Source organism: Mycobacterium aquaticum (genome assembly GCF_002086485.1).
Classification (GTDB): domain Bacteria; phylum Actinomycetota; class Actinomycetes; order Mycobacteriales; family Mycobacteriaceae; genus Mycobacterium; species Mycobacterium aquaticum.
Map to the genome: position 1 here is coordinate 1 of NZ_MVHF01000060.1, position 25162 is coordinate 25162.

Here is a 25162-nt window from a genome sequence, read left to right on the forward strand (position 1 = left end):
CCTCCACCTCCCGCGGCACCGGTGCCGGTCCTGCCTGCCCCCGCGCCGATCTACAACCCGCCGGGGTACATCCCGCCCGTGGTGGTGCTCCCGCCGCTCCTGCGTCCCCCGGTGATCGAACCGCCGCGTCGCTCGCCGTGGCAGCCGCCGTGGCAGCGTCAGCCTGTCGACGAGCCCGACTACCCGTGGCAGCCGCCGTCGCGGCAGAACCCGGACTATCCGTACCCGGGCAATTCCGGGAGCGGCTCCGGAGACTGGGGTCCCGGTTCCAGTTCCGGCGGACGTGGCGGTGACAACGGCGGCTGGAACCCCGGATCCAGTTCCGGCGGACGCGGTGGCGACAACGGCTGGAACCCCGGTTCGGGTGGTCGCGGCGATGACGGTGGCAGCCGCGGTGGCAACGGCGGCGGCTCGATCTGGCCGTGGCCGTTCGGTGGCGGACACTAGCCACCACCAACCGTTACCTGACGTTGGTTTGCCGCTCAGGGTGACGTAGCGGCTCGCTCATTCGCGCGGCCTATTCAGGCAGTATGCGATGCACCGTATTCGGAACCGGTTACCTCGGGGCCACCCACGCCGCCGGTATGGCAGAGCTCGGCCACGAGGTCATCGGGGTCGACATCGACCCGGGCAAGGTGGCCAAGCTGGCCTCCGGCGACATCCCGTTCTATGAGCCCGGGCTGCGGAAGGTGTTGAACGACAACCTGTCCGCCGGGCGACTCCGGTTCACCACCGATTACGAGGAAGCCGCCGACTTCGCCGACGTGCACTTCCTCGGCGTCGGCACGCCGCAGAAGAAGGGTGACTACGGCGCCGACCTGCGCCACGTGCACGCCGTCATCGACAGCCTGGTGCCGCGGTTGCGCCGCCCGGCGGTGATCGTCGGCAAGTCGACCGTTCCGGTGGGCACCGCCGCGGACCTGTCCAAGCGGGCCCGCGACCTGGCCCCCGAAGGCGTCGACGTCGAGGTGGCCTGGAACCCCGAATTTCTCCGCGAGGGTTTCGCCGTGCACGACACCCTGCACCCCGACCGCATTGTCGTTGGGGTGCAGGAGAATTCACTGCGATCGGAGGCCGCGGTGCGCGAGTTGTACGCACCGCTGCTCGCCGACGGCGTGCCGTTCCTGGTCACCGACCTGCAGACCGCCGAGCTGGTCAAGGTTTCGGCAAACGCCTTCCTGGCCACCAAGATCTCGTTCATCAACGCGATCTCCGAGGTGTGCGAAGCCGCCGGCGCCGATGTCACGCTGCTCGCCGACGCGCTCGGCTACGACCCGCGCATCGGGCGGCGCTTCCTCAACGCGGGCCTCGGTTTCGGCGGCGGCTGCCTCCCCAAGGACATTCGCGCATTCATGGCCCGGGCCGGTGAGCTCGGGGCCAACCACGCGCTGACCTTCCTGCGCGAAGTCGACAGCATCAACATGCGGCGCCGCACCGCCATGGTCGAGCTGACCACCAGGGCGTGCGGGGGGTCGTTGCTGGGCGCCAACATCGCGGTGCTGGGTGCGGCGTTCAAGCCCGAATCCGACGACGTGCGGGATTCGCCCGCGCTGAACGTGGCGGGCATGCTGCAGCTCAACGGGGCGACAGTGAACGTCTACGACCCCAAGGCGATGGAGAACTCGCAGCGGGTCTTTCCCACGCTGAACTACTCGACGTCGGTCGTCGAGGCGTGCGAGCGGGCCAATGCGGTGTTGGTGCTCACCGAATGGCAGGAGTTCCTGGATCTGGATCCCGACGCACTGGCCGGTACGGTGCGCGCGAAAGTCGTTGTCGACGGCCGTAACTGCCTCGATGTGCAGCGGTGGCGGCAGGCCGGGTGGCAGGTCCATGCGTTGGGCCGCGCGGCGGCCACTGTTTGACACTTGTCCAACAATCCCGCCGGTCGTAGGCTCGGGTCATGCGGGAACGGATCCGTTGGTTTGCCCTGCACGGCGTCATACGCGGTCTCTCCGCGATGGGCATGCGCGAGGGGGACCCCCAGGCCAGGCTGATCGCCGATCCGGGGGTGCGCGCGGATCCGACGGCCTTCGCCGACGAGATGCGTGTGCGCGGCCCGGTGATCCGCTGCCGCAAGGTGTTGTTGACGTTCGATCACACCGTCGGACATGAGCTGCTGCGGTCAGAGGACTTCCGCGTCAGCAAGCTCGGAGCGAATCTGCCGAAACCGCTGCGCTGGGTCGTCGACAAGACCGATACAGGCCTGCTGCACCCGATCGAACCGCCGTCGCTGCTGTCGATCGAACCACCCGACCACACCCGGATGCGCAAGCTGGTGTCCTCGGTGTTCACCACCCGTGCAGTGGCCCGATTGCGCGAACGCGTCGAGGAAACCGCGGCCGAACTGCTTGACGGACTTGGGGACACCGGCGCACCCACAGATGTGGTCGATCGGTACTGCGCCAAACTGCCCGTCGCGATCATCGGCGACATCCTCGGGGTCCCCGAGTCCGACCGCCCCAACATCCTGCACTTCGGTGAACTGGCCGCACCCAGCCTCGACATCGGCCTGTCGTGGCCGCAGTATCAGCGGGTCAACGAGGGCATCGCCGGTTTCGATCACTGGCTCACCGGTCACCTGCGGCACTTGAGGAGCAATCCGGGCGAGGATCTGATGAGCCAGATCATCGCCGCGTCCGACGGCGGGCAGGCAGGCGAACCGCTCACCGAGCACGAATTGAAGGCCCTGGCCGGACTGGTGCTTGCGGCCGGTTTCGAGACCACCGTGAACCTGCTGGGCAACGGTATCCGGATGCTGCTGGACCATCCCGAGCATCTTCAGACACTGGCCGCGCGACCCGAATTGTGGCCCAACACAGTCGAAGAGATCCTGCGGCTCGATTCTCCGGTTCAGATGAGCGCACGCATGGCGGCGCGTGACACCGTGGTCGCGGGCACCGCCGTACAGGCCGACGAGCTCATCGTCATCCACCTGGCCGGCGCCAACCGCGACCCTGCGGTGTTCACCGACCCGCACCGGTTCGACATCGAACGCGAAAACGCCGGGCGGCACCTGTCGTTCTCCGGCGGACGGCACTTCTGCCTGGGTGCCGCGCTGGCCCGCGCCGAGGGCGAGGTGGGCCTACGCGCCTTCTTCGAGCGCTTCCCCGACGCCCGGTTGGCGGGCGGTGGCGTCCGGCGCGACACCCGTGTGCTGCGCGGATGGTCGACTCTGCCGATCGCGCTCGGGACCGCGCGTGCAGCGGTAAGTTCGTGATGTGGACTTCCGAGCCGCTCTGCTCGATCAGACCCGCGCCTTCGGGGAATTGGTAGCCACCGGCGCTCCCGAGACGCACATCCCGACCTGTCCGGACTGGACGCTCAAACAGCTCTTCCGCCATGTCGGTCGCGGAAACCGTTGGGCAGCACAGATAATCGCCGACCGAAGAACCAGCGCGCTGGATCCTCGCGAGGTCCGCGACGGGCGCCCGCCCGACGACACCGCTGAGGCGGTCACCTGGCTCAACGACGGTGCGGAGCTGATCCTCAAAGCCGTCGACCAGGTCGGTACCGATGCACGTGTCTGGACGTTTCTGGGGCCCAAACCGACCGGCTGGTGGATCCGCCGTCGCCTGCACGAGGTCGCCGTTCACCGCGCCGACGCCGCACTGGCACTCGGGGTCGCCTTCGACCTTCCACCGGACCTGGCGGCCGACGCGATCAGCGAGTGGCTCGACCGGACATGCCTGGAGGCGACGAAAGGGCACCACACACCACTGCACCCAGGACAGACGCTGCACCTGCACGCCACCGATGACGGGCTGGGCCCCTCCGGAGAGTGGACCGCCTACAACGAGGACGGGGAGATCTCGTGGTCGCACGACCACTCCAAGGGCAGCGTCGCGGTGCGGGGGAGCGCCACGAACCTGCTCCTCGCACTCACCCGCCGGGGCACGGTGGCCGATCTCGGGCTGGAGACCTTCGGCGACACCGCGGTCTGGGACCGGTGGCTCGAGCACACGCCGTTCTGAGTGGCGTACGTTTCGTTCATGACCACATCCGAGATCGCGACGGTTCTGGCCTGGCACGACGCGCTCAACGCGCGGGACTTCGACACCCTGGACCGGCTGTGCAGCGACGACATCGAGTTCGGTGACGCCCGAGGGGCCGCACAAGGTCGCGCTGCCCTGCGGCAATGGGCCCAGGAGCTGGGCGAAACCGTGACGGCCGGCCAGATGTTCGTGCACGACGGCGTGGTGGTCGTCGAGCAGACCATCGCCGACTCCGACGGCGAGACCGACACCTCGGCGTCGGCGTTCCGGGTGGTACGCGACCACGTCACCTCGGTGTTCCATCACCGCGACCTGGCGGCGGCGCTCGCGGCGACCGACCTGACCGAGAGTGATCTTGTCTGAGGCGTGAGAAGGGGCATGTCCGGGTACTTCTCCGGGCATGACGGCACCGCGATTGCACGCTGACCCGCGTGACGCCGCCGAAGCTCAGCGCACGATCGACGCGGTGACATCGGCCTTCACCACGCGTGTCGTGGGGCAGGATCACCTGCGCGAATCGATGCTGGTGTGCCTGCTCGCGGGCGGCCACCTGCTCATCGAAAGCGTTCCGGGGCTGGCGAAGACCACGGCGGCACGCGTCGTCGCCGAATCGATCGACGGCACCTTCCATCGCATCCAATGCACTCCCGATCTGTTGCCGAGCGACATCATCGGCACCCAGATCTACGACGCGGGAGCCGCTCCGGACGCGGCCTTCAGCATCCGGCTCGGCCCGGTGCACGCCAACATCGTGCTGCTCGACGAGATCAACCGGTCCAGCGCCAAGACCCAGAGCGCCATGTTGGAGGCGATGGAGGAACGGCAGACCACCATCGGCGGCATCGAATACCGGCTGCCCGAGCCGTTTCTGGTGATCGCCACCCAGAACCCCATCGACCAGGAGGGCACGTATCCGCTGTCGGAGGCTCAGACCGACCGGTTCATGCTCAAGGACATCGTCGGCTACCCGTCGGTCGAGGATGAGATCGAGATCGTCGCGCGAATGGACGCCGGTCTCTACGCCCGCGACCACCCGTCGGACGCCGTCGTCACGGTCGACGACATCCGCCGCGCGCAACGCATCGTCGCATCGGTGTACATGGATCGCGGCCTGGTCGAGTACGCCAGCCGGTTGGTGAACGTCACCCGGGAACCGGGCCGGCACCTGCCTGCGAACCTGGCGCGTCTGGTCGAGTACGGGGCCAGCCCCCGCGCCACGCTGGCGTTCTGCCGAACCGCACGTGCCATGGCGGTGCTGCGGGGTCGTGACCATGTGGTGCCCGACGACGTCGCGCGACTCGCGCACCGCGTGCTGCGGCACCGGCTGATCCTCGGTTTCGAGGCCGCCAGTGCGCGCGTGACGCCCGATGTTGTGGTCGACGCGGTACTGCGCGCGGTGCGGGTGCCGTGAGGCCGTCATGGGCAAGTACCTCGACTCTGCCAAGGCGTATGTCGGCCGCGACGCGGGCGGTCTGCTCGAAGGCGGCCACTACGCGCTGATCCACACGCGCAGCCTGGAGTTCGACGAGTTACGGCCTTATGTACCGGGGGACGACGTCCGCGACATCGACTGGACCGCGACCGCGCGCTCCGGGCACACCCTGGTCAAGCGGTTCGTCTCCGAGAAGCACCACAAGATCCTGGTCGTCACCGACGCCGGGCGCAACAGCCGGGCGCTGGCGCCGTCGGGTGAACTGAAATATGTTGTGGCCCTGCATGTCATCGGCGCTGTCGGCCTGATGACCCTGCCGCGTTCCGACGAAATCGGCATGGTGCTCGGCGACCGTCGCGGCTGCGTCGACATCCGGCTGCGCCGCGGGGAGACTCACATCGAGAGCATGCTGCACCGCTACCAGCAGCACGCCGCGGCCGATCCCGCGCCAAGTGACATCGTCGTCCAATTGAGCTGGGTGGCACGGCACTACCGGCACCGGCTGCTGATCGTCGTGGTCAGCGACGAGCCGGACATCAGTGACCGGCTCGAAGAGGTGCTGCGTTCGTTGACCGCACGTCACGACGTGCTGTGGGCGATGGTCGCCGACATGCCGGCCGTACACCCCGACGCCCAGCACCGGAAGAGCTACGAGATCACCGACGGGCGGCCCATTCTCGATGAGCTGGACGCCGATGTGATCGAGGCCTATCGGCGAGCCGAAGCGCAACGGCGCGACCAGCTGGCCGAGTTCCTGACCTTGCAACGGATACCGCACGCGCGAATCACCGGCAGTGCGCGTATCTTGCCGGCACTCACCACGATGACCGGGGTGTATGCGCGTGCCCGATGATCTGCTCTCGCACCTGATCGGCCCGTCACCGTACTCGTCGGCCTGGTTGTGGACCGCGGTGATGCTGGCGCTCGGCGTGATCGTTTGGTACGCGGTAGTTTTCGCGTTGACGTCTCGACGCCGACTGCGGGATATCCCGGTGCTGGGCGCCGCGCGCGACGAGCTGATCCGGCGCCGCGCGGTCCGCGCGGTGCGCACCATCGGAAGCCGCTATCGGGCAGGGGAACTGGCACCAGCCCGGGCCGGCGCCGCGATGAGCGGCGAACTGCGCTCCTTCCTGCACGCCGCGACGGGGATGGACGCCGAGTACATGCAGGTCGATGCCATGACCGTCGGGACGCTCGCGCCGGCCGCGCCGATCCTGTTCGAGCTCACCGATGTTCAGTTCAATCATCGGTCCGCGGTCGACGTCGGTGCACTCAGCGCGGCAACCGAGGAGCTGATTCGCGAATGGACCTGATCTGGTGGGTGGTGGCGATGGCCGGTTGCCTCGCACTCGCCGGGTGCATCGGCCTCGCGGTCCTGTGGCCCCGGCAGGTGTCGCAGCAAGAGCTGCGGCCCTTGGCCAATACCGGTCGGCTCACCCGGTTGCCGGAATACCGGCGAGCGGTGCGGCGACGCACCGTCACCATCGTCGCCACGGTCGCATTGCTGGTGGTCGCGTTCGTGGCGTCGGTGTTGGTCGCTGCGCGTCCGACAGGATTGCCGTCCTGGGCTCGCAACGCCCAGAACTCGGCACCCGAGGACATCATGGTGTGTGTCGGCGGCCCGCAGGACAGCCCCGGGGTGGCCGCGACACTGAAGTACTTCGCCGACCGAATCCCCTCGTTCGGCACCCAACGCATCGGGCTGACCTCGGCCAACCGGCGCATCGTGCCACTCACCCGCGACTACCAGTACGCCGCAGCGCGATTCGCAGACTACGCCCAGCCGCAGGGCAGCCCGTCGTTGGTGGCGCCGGTGTCCTATGCCGACTACGCGCCGAGCGTCGAAGACGTGATCGCGATGTGCGTGACGGGCTTGCCACCGTTTGATCGCACGGCCGACCAACGGCGTTCGCTGATCTATATCGGCCCCCAGACCACTTCCGGCGGCGCTCCGGCATTGTTCACCGCCGACCGCGTGACCGATTTGGCGCACAAGGCCGGGGTGCAGGTCAATGTTCTCACCACCGGGGCCTCCACCGGACCGACGACAGACCTGGCCCACACCACTGGAGGCCAAGCGTTTTCGGCGGATTCCGATGTGACAGCGCATCTCGAGCAGATCCGCAAGCACCCACCCCCAGCTGCGCCGGGAGCCGGCGCCGCCCGGTCTCCGGAGTCCCCGGAGGTCCCGGCCATCGTGGCGCTGTGCGCGGTCGTCGTCCTCATTGCCCTCGTCGTGGTCCGTCAGCGGGGGACCGTCGGCCGGCGAATCGCTCTGTTGGTCGGTGCGGCAGTGCTTTTGGCGATCGCCATCGCCCGCCCCGTGATCGGCGGGGCCACCCCACCACCCGCGGTCGCAGGTGCTCATGACCCGAGCATCTTCGTGCTGGTCGACCGGTCTGCGGACATGGGCATCTCCGACGGACGGGGCCGCACCCGGCTGGCGGCCGCACGTGACGACATCGCCGCCCTGATGGACCGCTACCCGAACGCGCGGTTCGCCGTCATCTCCTTCGCGTCCCGGCCGGCGCTGAATTGGCCTTTGTCGCAGGATAACTGGAGCCTGAAACCGGTTGTCGACGCCATCGCGCCCTACGCGTCGACCCCCGCCCAGGCCGCCCGGGCCGACGTCGGTGCCGCGTCCACAGTGCTGCGCTACCAACTGTTCAGTGCGGTGCAGCAGTATCCGCGAGCGCAGAATCTGGTGTTCTACCTCGGGGCGGGAGCACCCGAATCACAAGAGCAGGCACGCGCATTCGACCCGCCGGCAGGAGCGATCGACGGCGGTGCGGTGTTGGCCTACGACGCGGCAGGCCAGGCAGCGTTGCAGGCCGTTGCCGGACAATTGGGCGTACCACTGCTCACGCGTGGCGGTGACGGGCCGCTCACCGGGTGGGCCGAGAACCCGGGGCACGAGACCGCGCCCGCACCCGCCGCTGCGACCGGGTTCGAGACGTACTGGATCCTGGGAATGGGCGCGGCTGGGCTCGTCCTCGTCGAGTTGTATCTGGTGCTACGGCAATTCGTCCGGACCCGGCTGGTCACACCGGAGCCGCCATGACGACGCGGCGGCGGCTACTGGTGTACTCGGCCCCGGTCGTGGCCGTCGTGGTTCTCGTCGTCCTCAAATGCCTTTCGGTGATCATCGCGGGCAGTTTGGCGGCGTCGCACTTCACGGCCTATGACACCGACGCGCTGCACCGCGACGTCGCCGGGCTGTCGGTGTTCAATGTGGCAGAACCGGCGAAGGCGCCGTTCGCGGCGGGCACCCTGGCGGTGCTGCAGAACCGCCTCGACGACGCCGACCGGCAATTCTCCGCGGCACTGGCGGCCGGCGGGGCCGAATCATGCCCTGCCCGGGTCAATCTCGTCCTGGTCCGGGAGACCATGGGGGACCGCTCGATGGCGGCCCTGGATGGTCGCGGCGCGCTCGATCACTACCTCAGTGCACGCCAACTCGTCGAGCAGGCCCCGCAGGGCTGCTTCGCAGGTAACCAGGATCCGGACGAGCCCCGCCGTGCGGTGCGCGACCAGAGCGCGGCCCGCCTCGACGGCAAGATCGCCGCCGCGCGGGCTGCCGTGCCGCCACCCCCGCCGGCGCCGGTCGTCCCGCCGGCCGCAGCGCCGCCACCGGCCTCGGGCGCGGCACCGGAAAACCCCGAGGACAGACTGCGACTCGATCCAGGAGCCGGCGATCCGTTCGATAGGTTGCAACAGATCCTGCGCGACGCGCAGCGCTAACGGTGTGAATGCTGCTCGGGCGTGGCCAGCACGGCCGCGATACCCGTCGTCAACGGAACCGACAGGGCCAGGGCGATACCGCCCACCGCGGACCGGGTGATCTCGATGGCCACGCTCTCACCGGTCAGCACGTCGCCCAGGGACCGGTTGGCCACGCTGAACAACAGCAGCAGCGGCAACGCGCTGCCGGCGTAGGCCAGCACCAGGGTGTACACCGTGCTGGCGATGTGATCGCGGCCCACCCGCATGGCGCCCAAGAAGACCGACCGCCGCGTGCCGCCGTGCTCGGCCAGCTCGAACACCGTCGAGGCCTGCGTGACCGTCACGTCGTTGAGCACACCGAGTGAGCCGATGATGAACCCGGCCAACAGCAGACCCGTGATCGACACGTTCCCCAGGTAGGCCGCGACCTCGTTGTTCTGGTCCTCCGAAAGACCCGTCAAGTGCGCCACTTCGATTGCCCCCCACGACAACAACGCGGCGAGCAGCAGGGCGGCCAGGGTACCCAGCAGCGCTGCACTGGTCCGCAGGCTCACCCCGTGCGCGAGATAGATGACCGCATACAAGATCGCGGCAGAGGCCACCAGCGACACCGGGACGGCCGCGGCGCCGTCGCGCAGCGCGGGCAGCAGGAAGACCACGAGCACCACGAACGCAACGGCGATGCCGATCAGCGCGCGCAGTCCGCGCCACCGCGCCACCGCGACGATGACCACCGCGAACACCGCGGCCAGCGCGACCAGTGGCCAGGTGCGTTCGAAGTCGAAGAACGCATACGTTGTCGTCCCCGCATCGTCGACCTGCCGACTCAGCCGGACGTTGTCACCAACGGCAAGATGCGGCTGCCCCGGACCCTTGGTGAACTCCAGCAGGGTGTTCGCGCCCTTGTTGGGCCCCGAATCGATCGCGATGAGGTTCTGCACACACTGGCCGCCGCCCGGCGGGGCAGGCGTCGGATTCGCGGTGAGCACCCCGCCGGTCGACGGGCTGCCGCAGTCGGCCATCCGGCTGGAGAGCACATGTCCGGCCTCGGTCGTCACTGCACCGCCCGCCGCGTTCTGGAACGGCAGCGGGATGGCCACCTTCTGCTGGCTCGGCCACAGCAGGGCCAGCCCGGCCAGTACCGCGATACCGATGGCGATCAGCAGACCGACGACGACCTTGGCGGCCAACGGACCCAGCGGGGCAGGACCGCCACTGAGTGAGTGCGAGTGCGAGTGGGAATGCGCCACCCGCACAGGGTAGAGCGCCGAGCTGTCCGGTTACTGCGCCGGATTGGGCCCTACTGCCGGTAGCTGGCCAGGAAGTTGCCGAGACGTTCGATCGCGGCAGCGAGGTCACGCGACCACGGCAGAGTGACGATGCGCAGGTGATCCGGTGTGGGCCAATTGAATCCGGTGCCCTGCGTCAGCAGGATCTTCTCCTGCATGAGCAGGTCGAGTACCAGCTGCTCGTCATCCTGGATGTCGTGGACCTCGGGATCAAGCCGCGGGAACGCGTAGAGCGCCCCGGAGGGCTTCACACAGGACACCCCCGGGATCTCATTGAGCTTGGACCAGGCGGTGTCGCGCTGCTCGAGCAGCCGGCCGCCGGGCAGCACCAGATCGTCGATGCTCTGATGACCGCCGAGCGCCACCTGAATGGCGTGCTGCGCAGGCACATTCGGACACAACCGCATGTTTGCCAGCAGGCTGATGCCTTCGATGAAGCTGCTCGCGTGCTCCTTGGGGCCGGTGATCACCAGCCAACCGGACCGGTAGCCGGCGACGCGGTACGCCTTGGACAGCCCGTTGAATGTCAGGGTCAGGACGTCCGGCGCGACCGACGCCATCGAGATGTGCTTGGCGTCGTCGTAGAGGATCTTGTCGTAGATTTCGTCGGCCAGCAGCATCAGCTGATGCTTGCGCGCCAAATCCGCGATCTGCGTGAGGGTTTCGCGGCTGTACACCGCGCCCGTCGGGTTGTTCGGATTGATCACGACGATCGCCTTGGTGCGATCGGTGATCTTGGACTCGAGGTCGGCGACGTCGGGGTTCCAGCCCTGCGTCTCGTCGCACAGATAGTGCACCGGAGTGCCGCCGGCCAGCGAGGTCGACGCGGTCCACAGCGGATAGTCCGGGGTGGGGATCAGCACCTGATCGCCGTTGTCGAGCAGGGCCTGCAGGGTCATGGTGATCAGCTCGGAGACACCGTTGCCGAGGAACACGTCGTCGACGTCGAACCGGGGGAATCCCTCGACCAGCTCGTAGCGGGTGAACACCGCACGGCGGGCGCTGAGAATGCCCTTGGAGTCGGAGTAGCCCTGCGCGTACGGCAGTGCCTGGATGATGTCGCGCATGATCACGTCGGGAGCCTCGAAGCCGAACGGCGCCGGGTTGCCGATGTTCAGCTTGAGGATGCGATGGCCTTCAGCTTCCAGCCGGGAGGCGTGCTCGTGTACCGGCCCGCGAATCTCGTACAGGACATCCTGCAACTTCGTCGATTGGGCGAACACACGTGGCTTTGGGTGGTGCCCGGTACCCTGCCACGGCAGCTGATGGGTAGTCACGTCCACCATGGTCTCACCGTCGTCCAGTTGTTTTGCAATTTGCGGTCCATGCCACAAAAACGCCAGTGGCCAGTCATGACACACAATTCATGGCGAACCTGTGTCATAACTGGCCACTGCGGGGTACTGATCTAGCGCTTGCCGGGGCGACGGGCGCCCGGCTTGATACCCAGGCCCACAACCGGGGGCTCAGGCTTGGCCGGTTCCTCGGACTTGGCCGGCTCCGCCGGTGCTGCTGGGGCGGCGGCCGCAGCGGCAGGCGCGGCGTCGTTCTTCGGCGCGGCCTTCTTGGCGCCGGGGCGACGTGCGCCCGCGGCGATGCCAAGACCCACCACAGGTGGCTCCGGCTTGGCCGGGGCCGCGGCTGCCGGAGCGGCCTCAGCAGGAGCCTGCGCGGCCGGAGCCGGAGCCGGAGCGGCAGCGGCGGTCTTCTTGGCACCCGGACGCTTGGCACCGGCAGCCAGACCCAGACCCTTCACCGGAGTGGCGGGTGCCGCAGGAGCTTCGGCCGCGGGTGCCGCGGACGCTGCCGGGGCGGCAGCGGTCTTCTTGGCTCCCGGACGCTTGGCGCCGCCCGCGATGCCCAGGCCCTTGACCGGCGCCGCGGGTGCTTCGGCTGCCGGTGCCGCGGACGCTGCCGGGGCGGCAGCGGCCTTCTTGGCCCCTGGACGCTTCGCACCGCCTGCCATGCCAAGGCCGGTCACCGGCTTGGCAGCTGTGTCGGTCGACGCCGACGCGGCAGGAGCCGCGGGCTGGGCCTCGGGTTCGGCCGCTGCCGGAGCCGGTGCCGCGGCTGCGGCAGCAGCTTCGGCCTTGGCCTCGGCCTCGGCGCGAACGGCCGCGCGGGCTTCGGACTCCTTGGCGGCCGTGCCCTTCTCCGGCAGCGTGATGGAGCTCTTGTCCAACGAGTTCAGCAGCAGCTGAGCCACGTCGAGCACTTCGGCCTTCTCGACGTTGCGGGCGGCTGCCACGTCGTCGACACCGTCGGTGATCATCACGCGGCAGAACGGGCAGCCGGTCGCGATGGTCGAGGCGGTGTCCATCGCCTCTTCGGTGCGCTCCACGTTGACGCGCTTGCCGATGTGCTCTTCCATCCACATCCGCGCGCCACCGGCACCACAGCACAGGCCGCGGTCGGCGTGCCGGGGCATTTCCTTGAGCTGCACGCCCGAGGCCTCGACCAGCTCACGCGGAGCCTCGTACACCTTGTTGTGCCGACCCAGGAAGCACGGGTCGTGGTAGGTGACCTCGGGGCCGCCGGTGGACTTGACCGGAACCAGCTTCTTGTCCCGCACCAGGCGGTTGAGCAGCTGCGTGTGGTGCACGACGGTGTAGTTGGCACCCAGCTGCGGGTACTCGCGACCGATCGTGTTGAAGCAGTGCGGGCAGGTCACCACGATCTTGCGGTCGACCGTCTCGACACCCTCGAACAGCTCGTTGATGGTCTCGACGTTCTGCGCGGCAAGCTGCTGGAACAGGAACTCGTTGCCGGAGCGGCGAGCCGAGTCACCGGTACAGGTCTCACCGGTGCCCAGGACCAGGAACTTCACGCCGGACGCGGCGAGCAGCTCGGCGACGGCCTTTGTGGTCTTCTTGGCGCGGTCCTCGTAGGCGCCGGCGCAGCCGACCCAGAAGAGGTACTCGAAACCGTCGAAGCTCTCGACGTCCTGGCCGTAGACCGGAACGTCGAAGTCGACCTCGTCGATCCAGTTGGTGCGGTCCTTGGCGTTCTGGCCCCAGGGGTTGCCCTTGGTCTCCAGGTTCTTGAACAGCACGCCGAGCTCACCGGGGAACTCCGACTCGACCATGACCTGGTAGCGGCGCATGTCGACGATGTGGTCGATGTGCTCGATGTCCACCGGGCACTGCTCGACGCAGGCACCGCAGTTGGTGCAGGACCACAGCACGTCGGGGTCGATGACGCCGCCCTGCTCCAGGGTGCCGACCAGTGGGCGCAGCGCCTGATCAGGGCCGGAGCCCTCGATGCGGGCGAAGCCGTCTTCTGGCACAGCGTGCCCATGGTGCTCGCGCTCGGCCTTGGCGAAGTCGACCGAGCCTTCCTCGGGCATCGGCTTGCCTTCGATGATGTACGGAGCCTTGGCGAACAAGTGGTCGCGCAGGTTCATCATGACGAGCTTGGGCGACAGCGGCTTGCCGGTGTTCCAGGCCGGGCACTGCGACTGGCAGCGACCACACTCGGTGCAGGTCGCCATGTCGAGGTTGGCCTTCCAGGTGAAGTCCTCGATGCGGCCCTTGCCGAACACCGCGTCCTCGGCGGGATCGTCGAAGTCGATCTTCTCGCCCTTGTACTCCATCGGCAGCAGCGGGCCGAGACCGTTGGGCAGGCGCTTGAAGGTCACGTTGATGGGCGCCAGACCGATGTGCAGGTGCTTGGAGTGCAGCACGATCAGCAGGAAGGCCAGCATGACGCCGATGTGGGCCATCAATGCCAGGGTCTCCAGCCACAGGTTGGCGGTGTGGCCCAGCGGAGCCAGCAGAGCGGCCATGCCGTCGGAGAAGAACGCACCGGACTGGTACGGGAAGGCGGCGCGACCCTCGTAGTTGAGCACGTTGACCGCAGCGCCGCGGAAGATCGCGTAGGTCAGGATGACCAGGAAGATCATGATCAGGATGGTCCAGGCGCCGCCGTTGTGCGAGCCGTAGAACCGGGATTCGCGGCCGAGCTGCTCGGGATTCTTACGGATCCGGATGATCGCGAAGACGATGATGCCGACCAGCACCGCGACCGCGAAGAAGTCCTGGAGGAAGCCCAGAACGGGCCAGCGGCCGACCAGCGGGATGTGGAACTCGGGGTTGAACAGGACCCCGTAGGCCTCGAGGTACACCGTGGCCAGGACGAAGAAGCCCCACATCGTGAAGAAGTGCGCGAGACCCGGGATGGACCACTTCAGCAGCTTCGACTGCGCGAAGACTTCCTTGTTCTGGTTCAGGAAGCGACGGACCAGATCGTCTTTGCGGCCGCGTTCGTCACCGAGCTTCTGCCCCGAGCTGATCAGTTTCGTCAGCCACATGATGCGCTTGGCGGCGAAGACCAAGACGATCGCTGTTGCCAACAATGCAAGGATCAACCGGCCTGTCGTGAGCATATGCTCCAGGCTGTTTTCCAACGGGGGCCTCCCAGTTTCGTGGTTACTCGCCGGTAACAAAGTCCATGTTACTGATCGGTAACTTAAGCTCAGTGCCTGCTTATAGTGACATCAACCACAGAACCGGCGCCACTAAGGTTGTCCTAAGTCGATTTCCGGCCCCTGGGGAGGGCTTGTTACTTGTGGGTAACTTAGCGCTGGCGCGCGTGGTCGGCGGGCCGAAACCGGGCTGCGACACGCCCAGGGCGCCCGACGAAATTCTTCGTTTTTCGGACCTTCGATCGGTCGCTGCAGTCAGCTCTGCGGAGCCAGCATCGCACGCAACATAGACAGCATTTCCGACCGCGATTCGGCCCCCAACCGCCGCCGGATCCGGGCCACGTGATGCTCGACCGTCTTAGCCGAAATGAACAACTGGCTGCCGATATCGCGGTACGGCATACCGAGGAGGAGCAACTCGGCCACCTCCCGTTCCCGGTCGGACAGCCGGGCCGCGGAGCTCGCTCCGGGCTGGGCCGCAGGCACGGGAGCCTTCGCGACGGCTGCGACATCCGGGAGCGGTGACTCGTCGACCGCGCTGCTCTGCTTGAGGTCACGGGCCAGCTGCAGCATCGCCTGCGACACCCTCGCGTCCGGGGTCTGCAGCGCGGCCTGACTGGCCAGCCGGGTGCCGTCCCAGGTCAGGCCGTATTGCGCCAACGCCCGCGCTGCCACGGTGACCTCGTCGGTGTCGACCTGGTTGGCCAGCACCCGAAGCCAGGTGCGCCCCGCGTGGGCGAGGGCACGCGCGAACGCGCTCTGCCCGGCGGCCGCGGTGAGTGCCTGCCCGTGCGGGGCCACCGCGGCCGGGGAATTGGCCAGGATCCCGGCGTGCACACCCGCCCAGTGCAGCGGCACCGACCACAGCACCGGCTTACCCGACGAATCCAACAGATCGAATGCCTGCGACAGAGCGTGCTGCATCCGGTCGACCTGGCGCATCCGCGCCCCTGCCACCCACAGTTCACCGAGCGGGAGCAGGGAAAACAGGTCGATCGAGTACTCGGCGAGCACCTCCATGGCTGCGTACCAGTGCTGCTGCACGGCGCCGCTGTCACCGGCGCGGCGCGCGATGGCCGTACGCAGCGCGGCGGCCCACAAGGCATCCCGCCGGTGCAGGCCGTGGTCGGCCGCGGCCGCGTCGGCGGTGGCCGCTCCGAGCTGGCCGTCCTGCATGCGCACCCAGCCCTGCAGCAGCCGGTGCCGGTGCCCGGTGAAAGGCACCTCGTCGGCACCTTCGGCCCGCACGGCCCTGCCGATCACACTGCGAGCGCGCACCGGATCGCCGCCGTGCAGCGCGACCAGCGTGACCAGCGCCGACGGGGTGTCTGGGGCGACGGCGCCACCATGATGCTCGCTCGTGAGGGCCTGCCCGAGCCGGGCGACGGTGGCCGCGAACGGCTGATCCAGCGACGAGAGCACGCCCTCGGCGAGGCTGTGCGCGGCGCGGGCCGCGGCCGTCGGCGGACCCGTGCGCTCGGCCGTCAGCGCAGCGCGTGCCGTCGGCAGGTCGCCCGCGGCGACACTCACGACGACGGCCGCCGCACTCACCGAGGCGTCGGGATACGGACCCAGCCACCGGAACAGGTCGGCTGCCGCCACGGCGTTCCCGTCGTGCGCGGCGACGCTCGCGGCGATGCGGACCGCCGCGGCCCGCTGGCAGGCATCGTCGGATTCCAGCAGCTCATCGGCCATCCGTCCGGCCGTCGCGCAATCACCCGTCAGGGCCAGTGCATCGGCCAGCCGGACACTGCCCGAGATGGATCCGGCTTTGGCGGCGGCCCGGTACAGCGCTGCCGCGCGGGCCGGGCGACCGTGGACCTCGACGGCGCGCTCGATCAGTGCATCGGCCAACCGGTCGTCGCGCAACCCATGCTCGGCCAGCTGCACCGCGAGGTCCGCCGACAGCGTCGACATCGCCAGTTGCGAATTCAGCAGCGATGTCTCGATCTCGTGATGACGCGCGGCACCCGCGATCTGCGCGAGGCTCTCGTGCACCAGCCGCACGAACCGGCGGTCGTAGGACGGTTCGACGAGGCCGCAGGCCCTGGCCCGGTCGACGAGGTCGACGGCGTCGGTGCCGCTGCAGCCCAACGCCGCGGCGACGTCGTCGGGGCCGAGCCCCTGACTCAGTGACGTGATCAGCAGGGTGTCTCGGGTGCGTTCGTCGATGCGGCGCAAGCGATCGATCAGGGTGAACCGGGCGGACTGCTCGGGTGGATTCGTCGCCTGCGCGGCCGCGGTCACCAGGAACGGCAGGCCGGCGGTCGCGATCAAGACCGAGCGGACGGTTTCGGACGACGCAGGCGCGCCCAGCGCGGTCGTGAGGATGTGGTTGACCTCGGCTGCGGGCAGCGGGCCGAGGATGACTTCCGGGCTTTCCCGCTGCAGCGCGGTGGCCAGTGCGCGCAGCGCCGGCCGGTGCGCCAGGGGTGCGGTCGCGACCACCACGGTCGCTGCCGGATCGGTGATGTGCTCGACGAACGCAGCGAGTTCGTCGTCGCCCAGCAGGTGCGCATCGTCCACGACGTACGCCGAATCTGCGGCGTCGGCGGGGCGGGGTGGACGGGTCAGCACCACCCGCCCGGCAGCGCGCAGCGCGCCGCGCACAGCGGCAAGCACCGACGTCTTGCCGGTCCCGATGCCACCGGTGACCAGCAGCTTCGTCGGAGCGGTCGGCGCGGCGAGCACAGCTGCGACGGCGCGGCGGGCGGCCGGCGGCAGGTCCATGCCGGTGTCCGGCGCCGGGTGCGACATGGCCGACTAGGCGCCGCCGCCGGCCGCGGTCGTGGTGACCGGCGGTTGTGTCGTGGTCGGCGGCTTGGTGGTGGTCGGTTGCGTTGTCGTCGGCTGGGTCGTAGTGGGCTGTGTGGTGGTCGGCTGGGTGGTGGTTGTCGTTGTGGTGGGCGCCGTTGTGGTGGTTGTCGTCGTCGTGGTTGTCGTGGTCGGACTCGTGGTCGTGGTGGTGGGCGACTCACTCGTCGTGGTGCCCGACGTGGCGGTGTCCGTCGGCGTGTGCGTCTGGGTGATGACGGTCGTCGGGGTGATGACGGTGGTGGTGCCCTGACCGTCCGGACCGACGGTGACCGTGGTGACCGGCGGCAGCATCGAGACCGTGGTGCTGGTCTCGGTCACCGGGGTCGAGTCGCCCGACGAACTGGTCAGCGTCACGGCGAGACCACCCGCCGCGAGCAGGACCGCGGCGGCGGCCGCCGCGAACAGGATGACCGGTCGCTTGTACCAGGGCAGTGGCCCGGGCTCGGCCTCGAACGCCTCTTCTTCGTGGGCGAAGGCCATCTGCGGGCGGGCCGAGGTGGGGCCCGTCCCGCCGCTTTCGTAGTTGTAGTTGTAGTCCGGTCCGGCGTAGGGGACCGGTTCGTCGGTGGGTGCGTCGTCGTCCTGCGACCACGCGAGCGAGCGGAACGGGGCGGACGCGGCGCCGTCGGACGCCGACTCGGCCGCAGCCGCACCGGCCGCGCCAACGGCCCACGCGCTCGGCGCCATGCCGGTCGGGGCGTCCGCGGGGTTGATCCCGGGTGCCAGACCGGTCGGAGCGTCGGCCGCGAAAACCCCTGGGGCCATGCCGGTCGGGGCGCCCGCGTCGGCGACGACGTCGGCCACCAGCGCGGCACCGGCTGCGGCGGTCAGCTGCGGCTGCGGTGACGTGACGACGGGTGCGCGCAGGTGCTCCGAGAGGCGCTGGGTGACCAGCGGGATCGCGGCCGAGCCACCGACCGTCGCCACGGCTGTCACGCTCGACAACGCAATGTTGTTGCGCTGCAACGTGTCTGACACGCTGTTCAGTAGGCCGGTGAGTGGCTCGGCGACGAGTTGCTCGAGCTCGGAGCGCGTCACCCGGACATCGGAAGTGAACCCGGGAAGGTCGGTCGGTACGACGGCGACGGTGTCGGCCGACAACTGTTCCTTGGCCTGGCGGCAATCAGCCCGCAGCCGGGCCAGCGAGCCGACCGCCGCGGTGCCGGCCGGGTCGGCATTGCCCGCAGCGGCGACACCGCTGAGCACATGGTTGAGCAGCGCCTGATCCACCTGGTCGCCGGAGAAGTCCGGGTACCGCACGGTCTGGCCGATCTGGGACAGGCCCGCGCTCGCGTCCGCCAGCGTCACGCTGGTGCCGCTGCCGCCGAGGTCGCACAGGACCACGACGCCTTCGGTGGGCAGACCGGGGCCGGCCCGCAACGCCGCGAGCGCGGCCAGGGAATCGGGAACGAGTTCGGCGGGAACACCGTCGGGGGCCAAGGCGGGCTTGCCGCGCAGAGCACCGCGCAGCGCGCCGACAGTGGCGGGCCCCCAGTAGGCCGGGACGGCGATCGTGACCGGAGAACCACCACCGGCGGCACCGGCCATCGCGTCGAGAGCCTCGGCGAGCGCCAGCTCACCCCGATGTTGCGAACCGTCGGCGGCGACGATCGGCACGGGATCGCCCACCCGCTCGACGAATCCCGTCAGGGCCAGGCCCTGGTGATCGGGCCGACCGCCGATGTCGCCGACCTCGGGAGCTCGATCGGCGAACAGCGTGAGAATCGAGCGGCGAACGACCGGCGGACGCCCTTCGCGGGCAGCCACCAGGTTGGTTGTCCCGATCGACAACCCCAGTGCGTCGGTCATCAGGCGTCACTCCTGTGTTGTCTGGGCCGTCCCCACGATAGCGGCTGGCCCCCAGTGCCGAGGGTCCATCCCCTAGTCGCCAGAATCCCCTAACAGCCGACCCCCTAATTGGACCGCCAAGGGGGTGGGTTGGACACCGATCCCAGTGACGCCACTGGTGGATAGCATCGATGACAGCCGTCACGAGACGGGGCCGAGATGGTCACAAGACAGTAAGGAAGGTGTCATGGCGAATTCGCTCCTCGACTTTGTCATGTCACTCGTGCGCGATCCCGACGCGGCCGCGCGCTACGCGGCCGATCCGTCGCAAGCCATCTCCGACGCCCATTTGACCGGTGTGACCAGCGTCGACGTCAACAATCTCATCCCGGTGGTCTCTGAATCGCTCACCGGCGGCGAGGGGTTCGGCACCGAACCCGCGGGCAACGTCTGGGCAAGCGGTGCGGCCACGGCCGCGTTCGACGCCTTCGGCGACCATGTGCCTGCTGCGCCCGCGGATACCGGGCACGCCGTGGACCACGTGATCACCCAGCCCGATCACGTCGCGCCGGCCGCGCTCGATGACTACTTCACCGACAGCGGGATCACTGCGCAGCCGCTGGATGATTCATCGCTGCAGCTCAGCGACGCCGTCATCGATGACGCTCCGGCCCCTCAGGCCGACTTCGGCACCGAATGGGCAGCCCCCGCGGTGGACGATCACCACCACGACGATGGTGGGGCCGGCTTCGACCTGTTCAGCTGAACGCGGCCCATCTAACCGTAGCGAATTAGCGCACAACCTCCGAGGTTGTGCGCTTTTTTGACGTTGACGTGCATAAATGGGCGATCTCCCAGGCTTCGACCATATTTGCCTCAGGAACCCCTAGCGATCCCCTAATCCCCTAATGGGTCCCCATTGGTCAGCCCCGGTGGGCCTGTGGGAGGGAGGGGATCCTGCCCCGTTTGCGGGGGCTTGCGGGGCCCATAACGTTGTCACCAGTTCGCCGGGACACCCCGGAACGAGAACCAGAACCTCAGGCAAGACACAACGAAAGGCAGTACCGAGATGACCACTCTGATCGACTTCATCATGGACCTGTTCCGCAGCCCCGCCGCTGCCGCCGCCTACGTGGCCGACCCGGAAGGCGCGCTGCGCGACGCCGGCCTGCCGAACGTGTCCGCCGCGCAGCTGGCCTCCGTGGCCGCCACCGCCGCTCCGGCCGGCCTGGCGCTGGGCAACGGTGACCCGGTCTACGGCCTGCAGCGCGCGGTCGCCGACTACCACAACATCGCCTCCCCGTTCTCCCCGCAGACGGCCTTCACCTCGCAGCCGACCTTCGCCCCGCAGACCGACACCTCTCTGATGAGCGGCAACTCGACCGATCTGGCCAGCCACAACAACGTGCCGATCATGAGCCCCAACCAGGACGCGGGCGCCAACGCTCAGCAGGGTGCGTTCAACCTGGGCTTCGGGGACATCACCCTCGGCGACAAGACCACCACGACCAACACCGCCACCAACGGTGGCGTGGTCAACACCGGTCACTCCAGTGGCCCGATCGTCACCGGTGACGGCGCTGTGCTCGGCCACGGCAACACCGTCAACAACGGCGATGTCTGGGCCGGTTCCGGCTCGCACGTCGCAGTCGGCCAGGGCAACGAGATCTCGGACAGCTCGCAGCATGCCGGCGGTCAGATCATCTCCGGCAACGACGGCCCGGTCATCAGCGGCAACGACATGAGCGGTGGCCACGGCGGTGGCGCGAGCGCCAGCGGCAGCGGCGGTGGCCTGCTCAACATCGGCGGCAGCGGCGGCCACGCCAGCGGCGGTGACGGCGGCAACGCCGGCTCGATCATCGTGACCAGCAACGACAGCCACGCGGTTGGCGGCAACCAGACCACCGCCGGTCACGACGTCGGCAGCGGCAACACCAGCTCCATCGACTCGTCGGTGCACACCGCGTCGTCGACCCACACGTCGCTGTCCGATCAGTCGGTGCACGACAGCTCGGTGGGCAACACCAGCACGGTGCACAGCGACAGCTCGGTGCACAGCTCGGTGACCGACGATTCGGTTCACCAGGTGGGTGGCCTGCACACCAACGTGTCCACCACCAACGATGTGGCCAGCCACAACACCGTCGACCCGCACGCCGGGTTCCACGGCTTCTGATCGGAACAGCACCGCCACTGGCGGGGACCGCAACGGTCCCCGCCAGTTCGCCGTTTACCGTTAGAGGCCGGAGGGTTTCCCTATGACGCAACCGAATGACCCGCGCAAAGTGGCGGCCGGCGGGCCGGCCAGACCAGTCGCGATCATCGTCGAGCTGATCGACCACACCAGCAGGATTGCCGGCGCCAGAGACCGTGGCGACCTCGTGCAGAGCCTGGGCCGCGCCAAGGAGCGCATCACCGACCCGCACATCCGGGTGGTGATCGCCGGCCAGCTCAAACAGGGCAAGAGTCAGCTGCTCAACTCGCTGCTGAACATGCCGGTGGCCCGGGTCGGCGACGACGAGAGCACGGTGCTGGCCACCATGGTGTCCTACGGCGAGCAACCGTCGGCCCGGCTCGTGGTGGCCCGGCCCGACGGGGCGGAACCCGAACTCATCGACATCCCGCCGGGTGAGCTGCGCAACGATCTACGCCGGGCCCCGCAGGCCGGCGGGCGGCAGGTGTTGCGGGTAGAGGTGACCGCCCCGAGCCCCCTGCTGCAGGGCGGGCTTGCGTTCATCGACACCCCCGGCGTTGGCGGGCACGGGCAGCCGCACCTGTCGGCCACGTTGGGCCTGCTGCCCGACGCCGACGCGATGCTCATGGTCAGCGACACCAGCCAGGAGTTCACCGAGCCCGAGCTGAGGTTCATCCGTCAGGCACTCGAAATATGCCCGGTGGCAACGATTGTCGCGACCAAGACCGATCTGTACCCGCATTGGCGGGACATCGTCGCCGCCAACACGGCGCACCTGCAGCGCGCGGGTTTGGCGGTCCCGGTGACTCCGGTTTCCAGTGTGTTGCGCAGCCACGCCATTCAGCTCAACGACAAGGAACTCAACGAGGAGTCCAACTTCCCGGCCATCGTCAACTTCCTCTCCGAACGGGTGCTGTCTCGCGAGAACGACCGCATCCGCGATCAGGTGGTCGACGACATCCGCTCCGCCGCAGAGCATTTGATGCTCGCGGTGGAAACGGAGCTGGCGGCGATCAACGATCCGGAGGTTCGCGCGCAGCTGACCAGCGAGCTGGAGCGGCGCAAGCAGGAAGCGCAGGACGCCCTCGCGCAGAGCGCGCTGTGGCAGCAGGTGCTCAACGATGGTATCGCCGATCTCACCGCAGACGTGGATCACGATCTGCGGCAACGGTTCCGGACCATCAGCGCACACACCGAGAAGATGCTCGACAAGGTCGATCCCACTGCGCACTGGGCCGAGATCGGCGCCGAGCTGGAGGACGCGGTGGCCACCGCGGTCGGCGACAACTTCGTGTGGGCCTATCAGCGGGCCGAGGCGCTGGCCGCCGAGGTGGCCGACACGTTCACCAAGGCCGGTCTGGACGCGGTGGCCCTGCCGCAGATCGACGCCCGCGAAATGGGTGCTGGTTTCGGGGAATTCAGCTCGGTACAAAAACTCGAGGCGGGGCCCATCCGGGCCGGGCACAAGCTCGTCACCGGTATGCGGGGTTCCTACGGCGGTGTGCTGATGTTCGGCATGATCACCTCATTCGCCGGTCTCGGCATGTTCAACCCGCTGTCGCTGGGTGCCGGACTCCTGTTGGGCCGCAAGGCTTACAAGGAGGACATGGAGAACCGGATGCTGCGCGTGCGCGGTGAGGCCAAGGCCAACGTGCGCAAGTTCGTCGACGACGTGGCGTTCGTGGTGGGCAAGGAATCCCGCGACCGGCTCAAGGCCATCCAGCGTCAGCTGCGCGATCACTACCGCGAGGTGGCCAACCAGACGAACCGTTCACTCAACGAATCCCTGCAGGCCACGCTCTCGGCGGCCAAGGTCGAGGAGAACGAACGCAACAGCCGGGTGGCCGAACTGGAGCGTCAGCTCAACATCCTCAAGCAGGTGGTCGAGCATGCTGGGAACCTCGCCCAGGCACGCCCGCTAGGCTCGCGGGGTTAAGTGGAAGGGTCGGATTTCGCAGCGTGAGCACGAGCGATCAGGTACGGACGATTCTGGGCGGCACCATCCAGGCGTACCGGGGCGACCCGGCGTACCGTGACCGACCCGACGTGCACAACGAACTCGACCGGATCGGGCGCAGGCTCAACCAGCCGATCCGCATCGCGCTGGCCGGCACGCTCAAGGCAGGCAAGTCCACGCTGGTGAACGCTCTGGTGGGGGAGGACATCGCACCCACCGACGCGACCGAGGCGACGCGCATCGTCACGTGGTTCCGGCACGGCCCCACCCCGAAGGTGACGGCCAACCACCGCGGGGGCCGCAGGTCCAACGTGCCGATCGCGCGCGACCCCCACGACCGGGGCCTGACGTTCAGTTTTTCGGCGCTGGATCCCGTCGACGTGGTCGACCTGGACGTGGAATGGCCTGCCGCCGAGCTGATCGACACCACGATCATCGACACTCCGGGCACGTCGTCGCTGTCGCGCGACGTCTCCGAACGCACGCATCGGCTGCTGGTGCCCGAGGACGGGGTGCCACGCGTCGACGCGGTCGTGTTCCTGCTGCGCACCCTCAACGCTGCCGATATCGCGCTGCTCAAACAGATCGGTGAGCTGGTCGGCGGGTCGGCGGGCGCGCTCGGCGTGATCGGGGTGGCATCGCGGGCCGACGAGATCGGCGCAGGCCGCATCGACGCCATGATGTCGGCCAAGGACGTCGCCAAGCGGTTCACCGCCGAGATGGACAAGACCGGCATCTGCCAGGCCGTGGTGCCGGTGTCGGGGTTGCTCGCACTGACCGCCCGCACGTTGCGGCAGAGCGAGTTCGTGGCGCTGGAGAAGCTCGCCGGGGTCGACGCCACCGAGATCAACAAGGCCATGCTGTCGGTGGATCGCTTTGTGCGCGAAGACAGTTCGCTGCCCGTGGACGCAGCGACGCGGGCGGCGCTGCTCGAGCGGTTCGGCATGTTCGGCATCAGGATCTCCATCGCGGTACTGCGTGCTGGCATCACGGATTCGGTGGCGCTGGCCGACGAACTGCTCGAGCGCAGTGGCCTGGTCGCGCTGCGCGACGTCATCGACCAGCAGTTCGCGCAGCGCTCCGATCTGCTCAAGGCGCACACCGCGTTGCTGTCGCTGCGGCAGTTCGTGCAGCACAACCCGATCTACGCGACGCCCTACATCCTGGCCGACATCGACCCGCTGCTGGCCGACACGCACGCGTTCGAGGAGCTGCGGCTGCTCAGCCAGCTGCGCGGGCGGCCGACGACACTCAACGAGGACGAGATGGCCTCGTTGCGGCGCATCATCGGCGGGTCGGGCACCGACGCCGCGAGCCGGCTCGGTCTGCAGCCCGATACGCCCTACGACGGGCCGCGCGCGGCGTTCGCGGCCGCGCAGCGCTGGCGTCGGCGGGCCGAGCACCCGCTCAACGACCCGTTCACCACCCGCGCGTGCCGGGCGGCGGTGCGCAGCGCCGAAGCGCTGGTTGCCGAGTATTCGGCCCGCAACCGCTGACGCCAGCGAGGAGCCGGAGGCGGATCGCGCATCGGCGGGTGCAACGAATCA

18 protein-coding genes and 1 pseudogene are annotated in these 25162 nt (G+C 68.5%); 14 read left to right on the forward strand and 5 right to left on the reverse strand.

The window, feature by feature from the left end; all coding sequences use genetic code 11:
• The 10 genes and pseudogenes from BST13_RS34790 to BST13_RS34835 form a co-directional block, all read left to right on the forward strand.
• A pseudogene (locus BST13_RS34790) lies at positions 1 to 447 on the forward strand (DUF7159 family protein); the annotation flags it as partial.
• 83 nt (positions 448 to 530) lie between these two features.
• On the forward strand, positions 531 to 1862 hold the full coding sequence (locus tag BST13_RS34795; protein ID WP_083170346.1) for a UDP-glucose dehydrogenase family protein: 1332 nt from the start codon (positions 531 to 533) through the stop codon (positions 1860 to 1862).
• A 38-nt stretch (positions 1863 to 1900) separates the two neighbouring features.
• Complete coding sequence (locus BST13_RS34800) at positions 1901 to 3217, forward strand: cytochrome P450 (protein WP_083170348.1); 1317 nt, start codon at positions 1901 to 1903, stop codon at positions 3215 to 3217.
• Position 3218: 1 nt separating this feature from the next.
• Positions 3219 to 3971 (forward strand): maleylpyruvate isomerase family mycothiol-dependent enzyme, encoded by a 753-nt coding sequence (locus tag BST13_RS34805; RefSeq protein WP_083170350.1) that lies wholly within the window; start codon positions 3219 to 3221, stop codon positions 3969 to 3971.
• An 18-nt stretch (positions 3972 to 3989) separates the two neighbouring features.
• On the forward strand, positions 3990 to 4355 hold the full coding sequence (locus tag BST13_RS34810) for a nuclear transport factor 2 family protein (protein ID WP_083170386.1): 366 nt from the start codon (positions 3990 to 3992) through the stop codon (positions 4353 to 4355).
• A 37-nt stretch (positions 4356 to 4392) separates the two neighbouring features.
• Positions 4393 to 5403: an AAA family ATPase gene (locus BST13_RS34815; protein ID WP_083170352.1), complete on the forward strand. Its 1011-nt coding sequence runs from the start codon at positions 4393 to 4395 to the stop codon at positions 5401 to 5403.
• Between the two features lie 7 nt (positions 5404 to 5410).
• Positions 5411 to 6277 carry a DUF58 domain-containing protein gene (locus BST13_RS34820; protein WP_083170354.1) on the forward strand — a complete coding sequence of 289 codons (867 nt, stop codon included), beginning with the start codon at positions 5411 to 5413 and terminating at the stop codon, positions 6275 to 6277.
• On the forward strand, positions 6261 to 6737 hold the full coding sequence (locus BST13_RS34825) for a hypothetical protein (RefSeq protein WP_342744334.1): 477 nt from the start codon (positions 6261 to 6263) through the stop codon (positions 6735 to 6737). Before BST13_RS34820 ends, BST13_RS34825 begins: the two co-directional genes overlap by 17 nt.
• Positions 6728 to 8485 carry a vWA domain-containing protein gene (locus tag BST13_RS38880; protein WP_245839926.1) on the forward strand — a complete coding sequence of 586 codons (1758 nt, stop codon included), beginning with the start codon at positions 6728 to 6730 and terminating at the stop codon, positions 8483 to 8485. Before BST13_RS34825 ends, BST13_RS38880 begins: the two co-directional genes overlap by 10 nt.
• Positions 8482 to 9165, forward strand: coding sequence for a hypothetical protein (locus tag BST13_RS34835; RefSeq protein ID WP_083170356.1), 684 nt, complete (start codon positions 8482 to 8484; stop codon positions 9163 to 9165). The genes BST13_RS38880 and BST13_RS34835 overlap by 4 nt, the downstream gene beginning before the upstream one ends.
• On the opposite strand, the gene BST13_RS34840 is transcribed toward BST13_RS34835, so the two are convergent.
• The 5 genes from BST13_RS34840 to BST13_RS34860 all read right to left on the reverse strand — a co-directional run bounded on the left by BST13_RS34840 (position 9162) and on the right by BST13_RS34860 (position 19485).
• The gene (locus BST13_RS34840; protein WP_095533836.1) at positions 9162 to 10397 is read right to left on the reverse strand and encodes a YibE/F family protein; all 1236 of its coding nucleotides are present in this window, start codon (positions 10395 to 10397) and stop codon (positions 9162 to 9164) included. The genes BST13_RS34835 and BST13_RS34840 overlap by 4 nt on opposite strands.
• A 50-nt stretch (positions 10398 to 10447) precedes the next feature.
• Positions 10448 to 11722 carry a pyridoxal phosphate-dependent aminotransferase gene (locus tag BST13_RS34845; protein WP_036422494.1) on the reverse strand — a complete coding sequence of 425 codons (1275 nt, stop codon included), beginning with the start codon at positions 11720 to 11722 and terminating at the stop codon, positions 10448 to 10450.
• Positions 11723 to 11844: 122 nt separating this feature from the next.
• A complete protein-coding gene (locus BST13_RS34850; protein WP_083170359.1) occupies positions 11845 to 14820 on the reverse strand; it encodes a (Fe-S)-binding protein in 2976 nt (991 codons plus the stop codon).
• 294 nt (positions 14821 to 15114) lie between these two features.
• Positions 15115 to 17616 carry an isoniazid response ATPase/transcriptional regulator IniR gene (iniR, locus tag BST13_RS34855; protein ID WP_083170361.1) on the reverse strand — a complete coding sequence of 834 codons (2502 nt, stop codon included), beginning with the start codon at positions 17614 to 17616 and terminating at the stop codon, positions 15115 to 15117.
• Between the two features lie 6 nt (positions 17617 to 17622).
• A complete protein-coding gene (locus BST13_RS34860) occupies positions 17623 to 19485 on the reverse strand; it encodes an Hsp70 family protein (RefSeq protein ID WP_083170363.1) in 1863 nt (620 codons plus the stop codon).
• Positions 19486 to 19711: 226 nt separating this feature from the next.
• Here BST13_RS34860 and BST13_RS34865 point away from each other — a divergent pair, with 226 nt between their 5' ends.
• The 4 genes from BST13_RS34865 to BST13_RS34880 all read left to right on the forward strand — a co-directional run bounded on the left by BST13_RS34865 (position 19712) and on the right by BST13_RS34880 (position 25111).
• Positions 19712 to 20230 (forward strand): Rv0340 family IniB-related protein, encoded by a 519-nt coding sequence (locus BST13_RS34865; protein ID WP_083170365.1) that lies wholly within the window; start codon positions 19712 to 19714, stop codon positions 20228 to 20230.
• Between the two features lie 303 nt (positions 20231 to 20533).
• Entirely contained in the window at positions 20534 to 21640 is a 1107-nt protein-coding gene (locus tag BST13_RS34870; RefSeq protein WP_083170367.1) for an IniB N-terminal domain-containing protein, read from the forward strand.
• 82 nt (positions 21641 to 21722) lie between these two features.
• Positions 21723 to 23594 (forward strand): isoniazid-induced dynamin-like GTPase IniA, encoded by a 1872-nt coding sequence (gene iniA, locus BST13_RS34875; protein ID WP_083170369.1) that lies wholly within the window; start codon positions 21723 to 21725, stop codon positions 23592 to 23594.
• Between the two features lie 23 nt (positions 23595 to 23617).
• Positions 23618 to 25111, forward strand: coding sequence for a dynamin-like GTPase family protein (locus BST13_RS34880; RefSeq protein ID WP_083170371.1), 1494 nt, complete (start codon positions 23618 to 23620; stop codon positions 25109 to 25111).
• Positions 25112 to 25162: the final 51 nt, after the last annotated feature.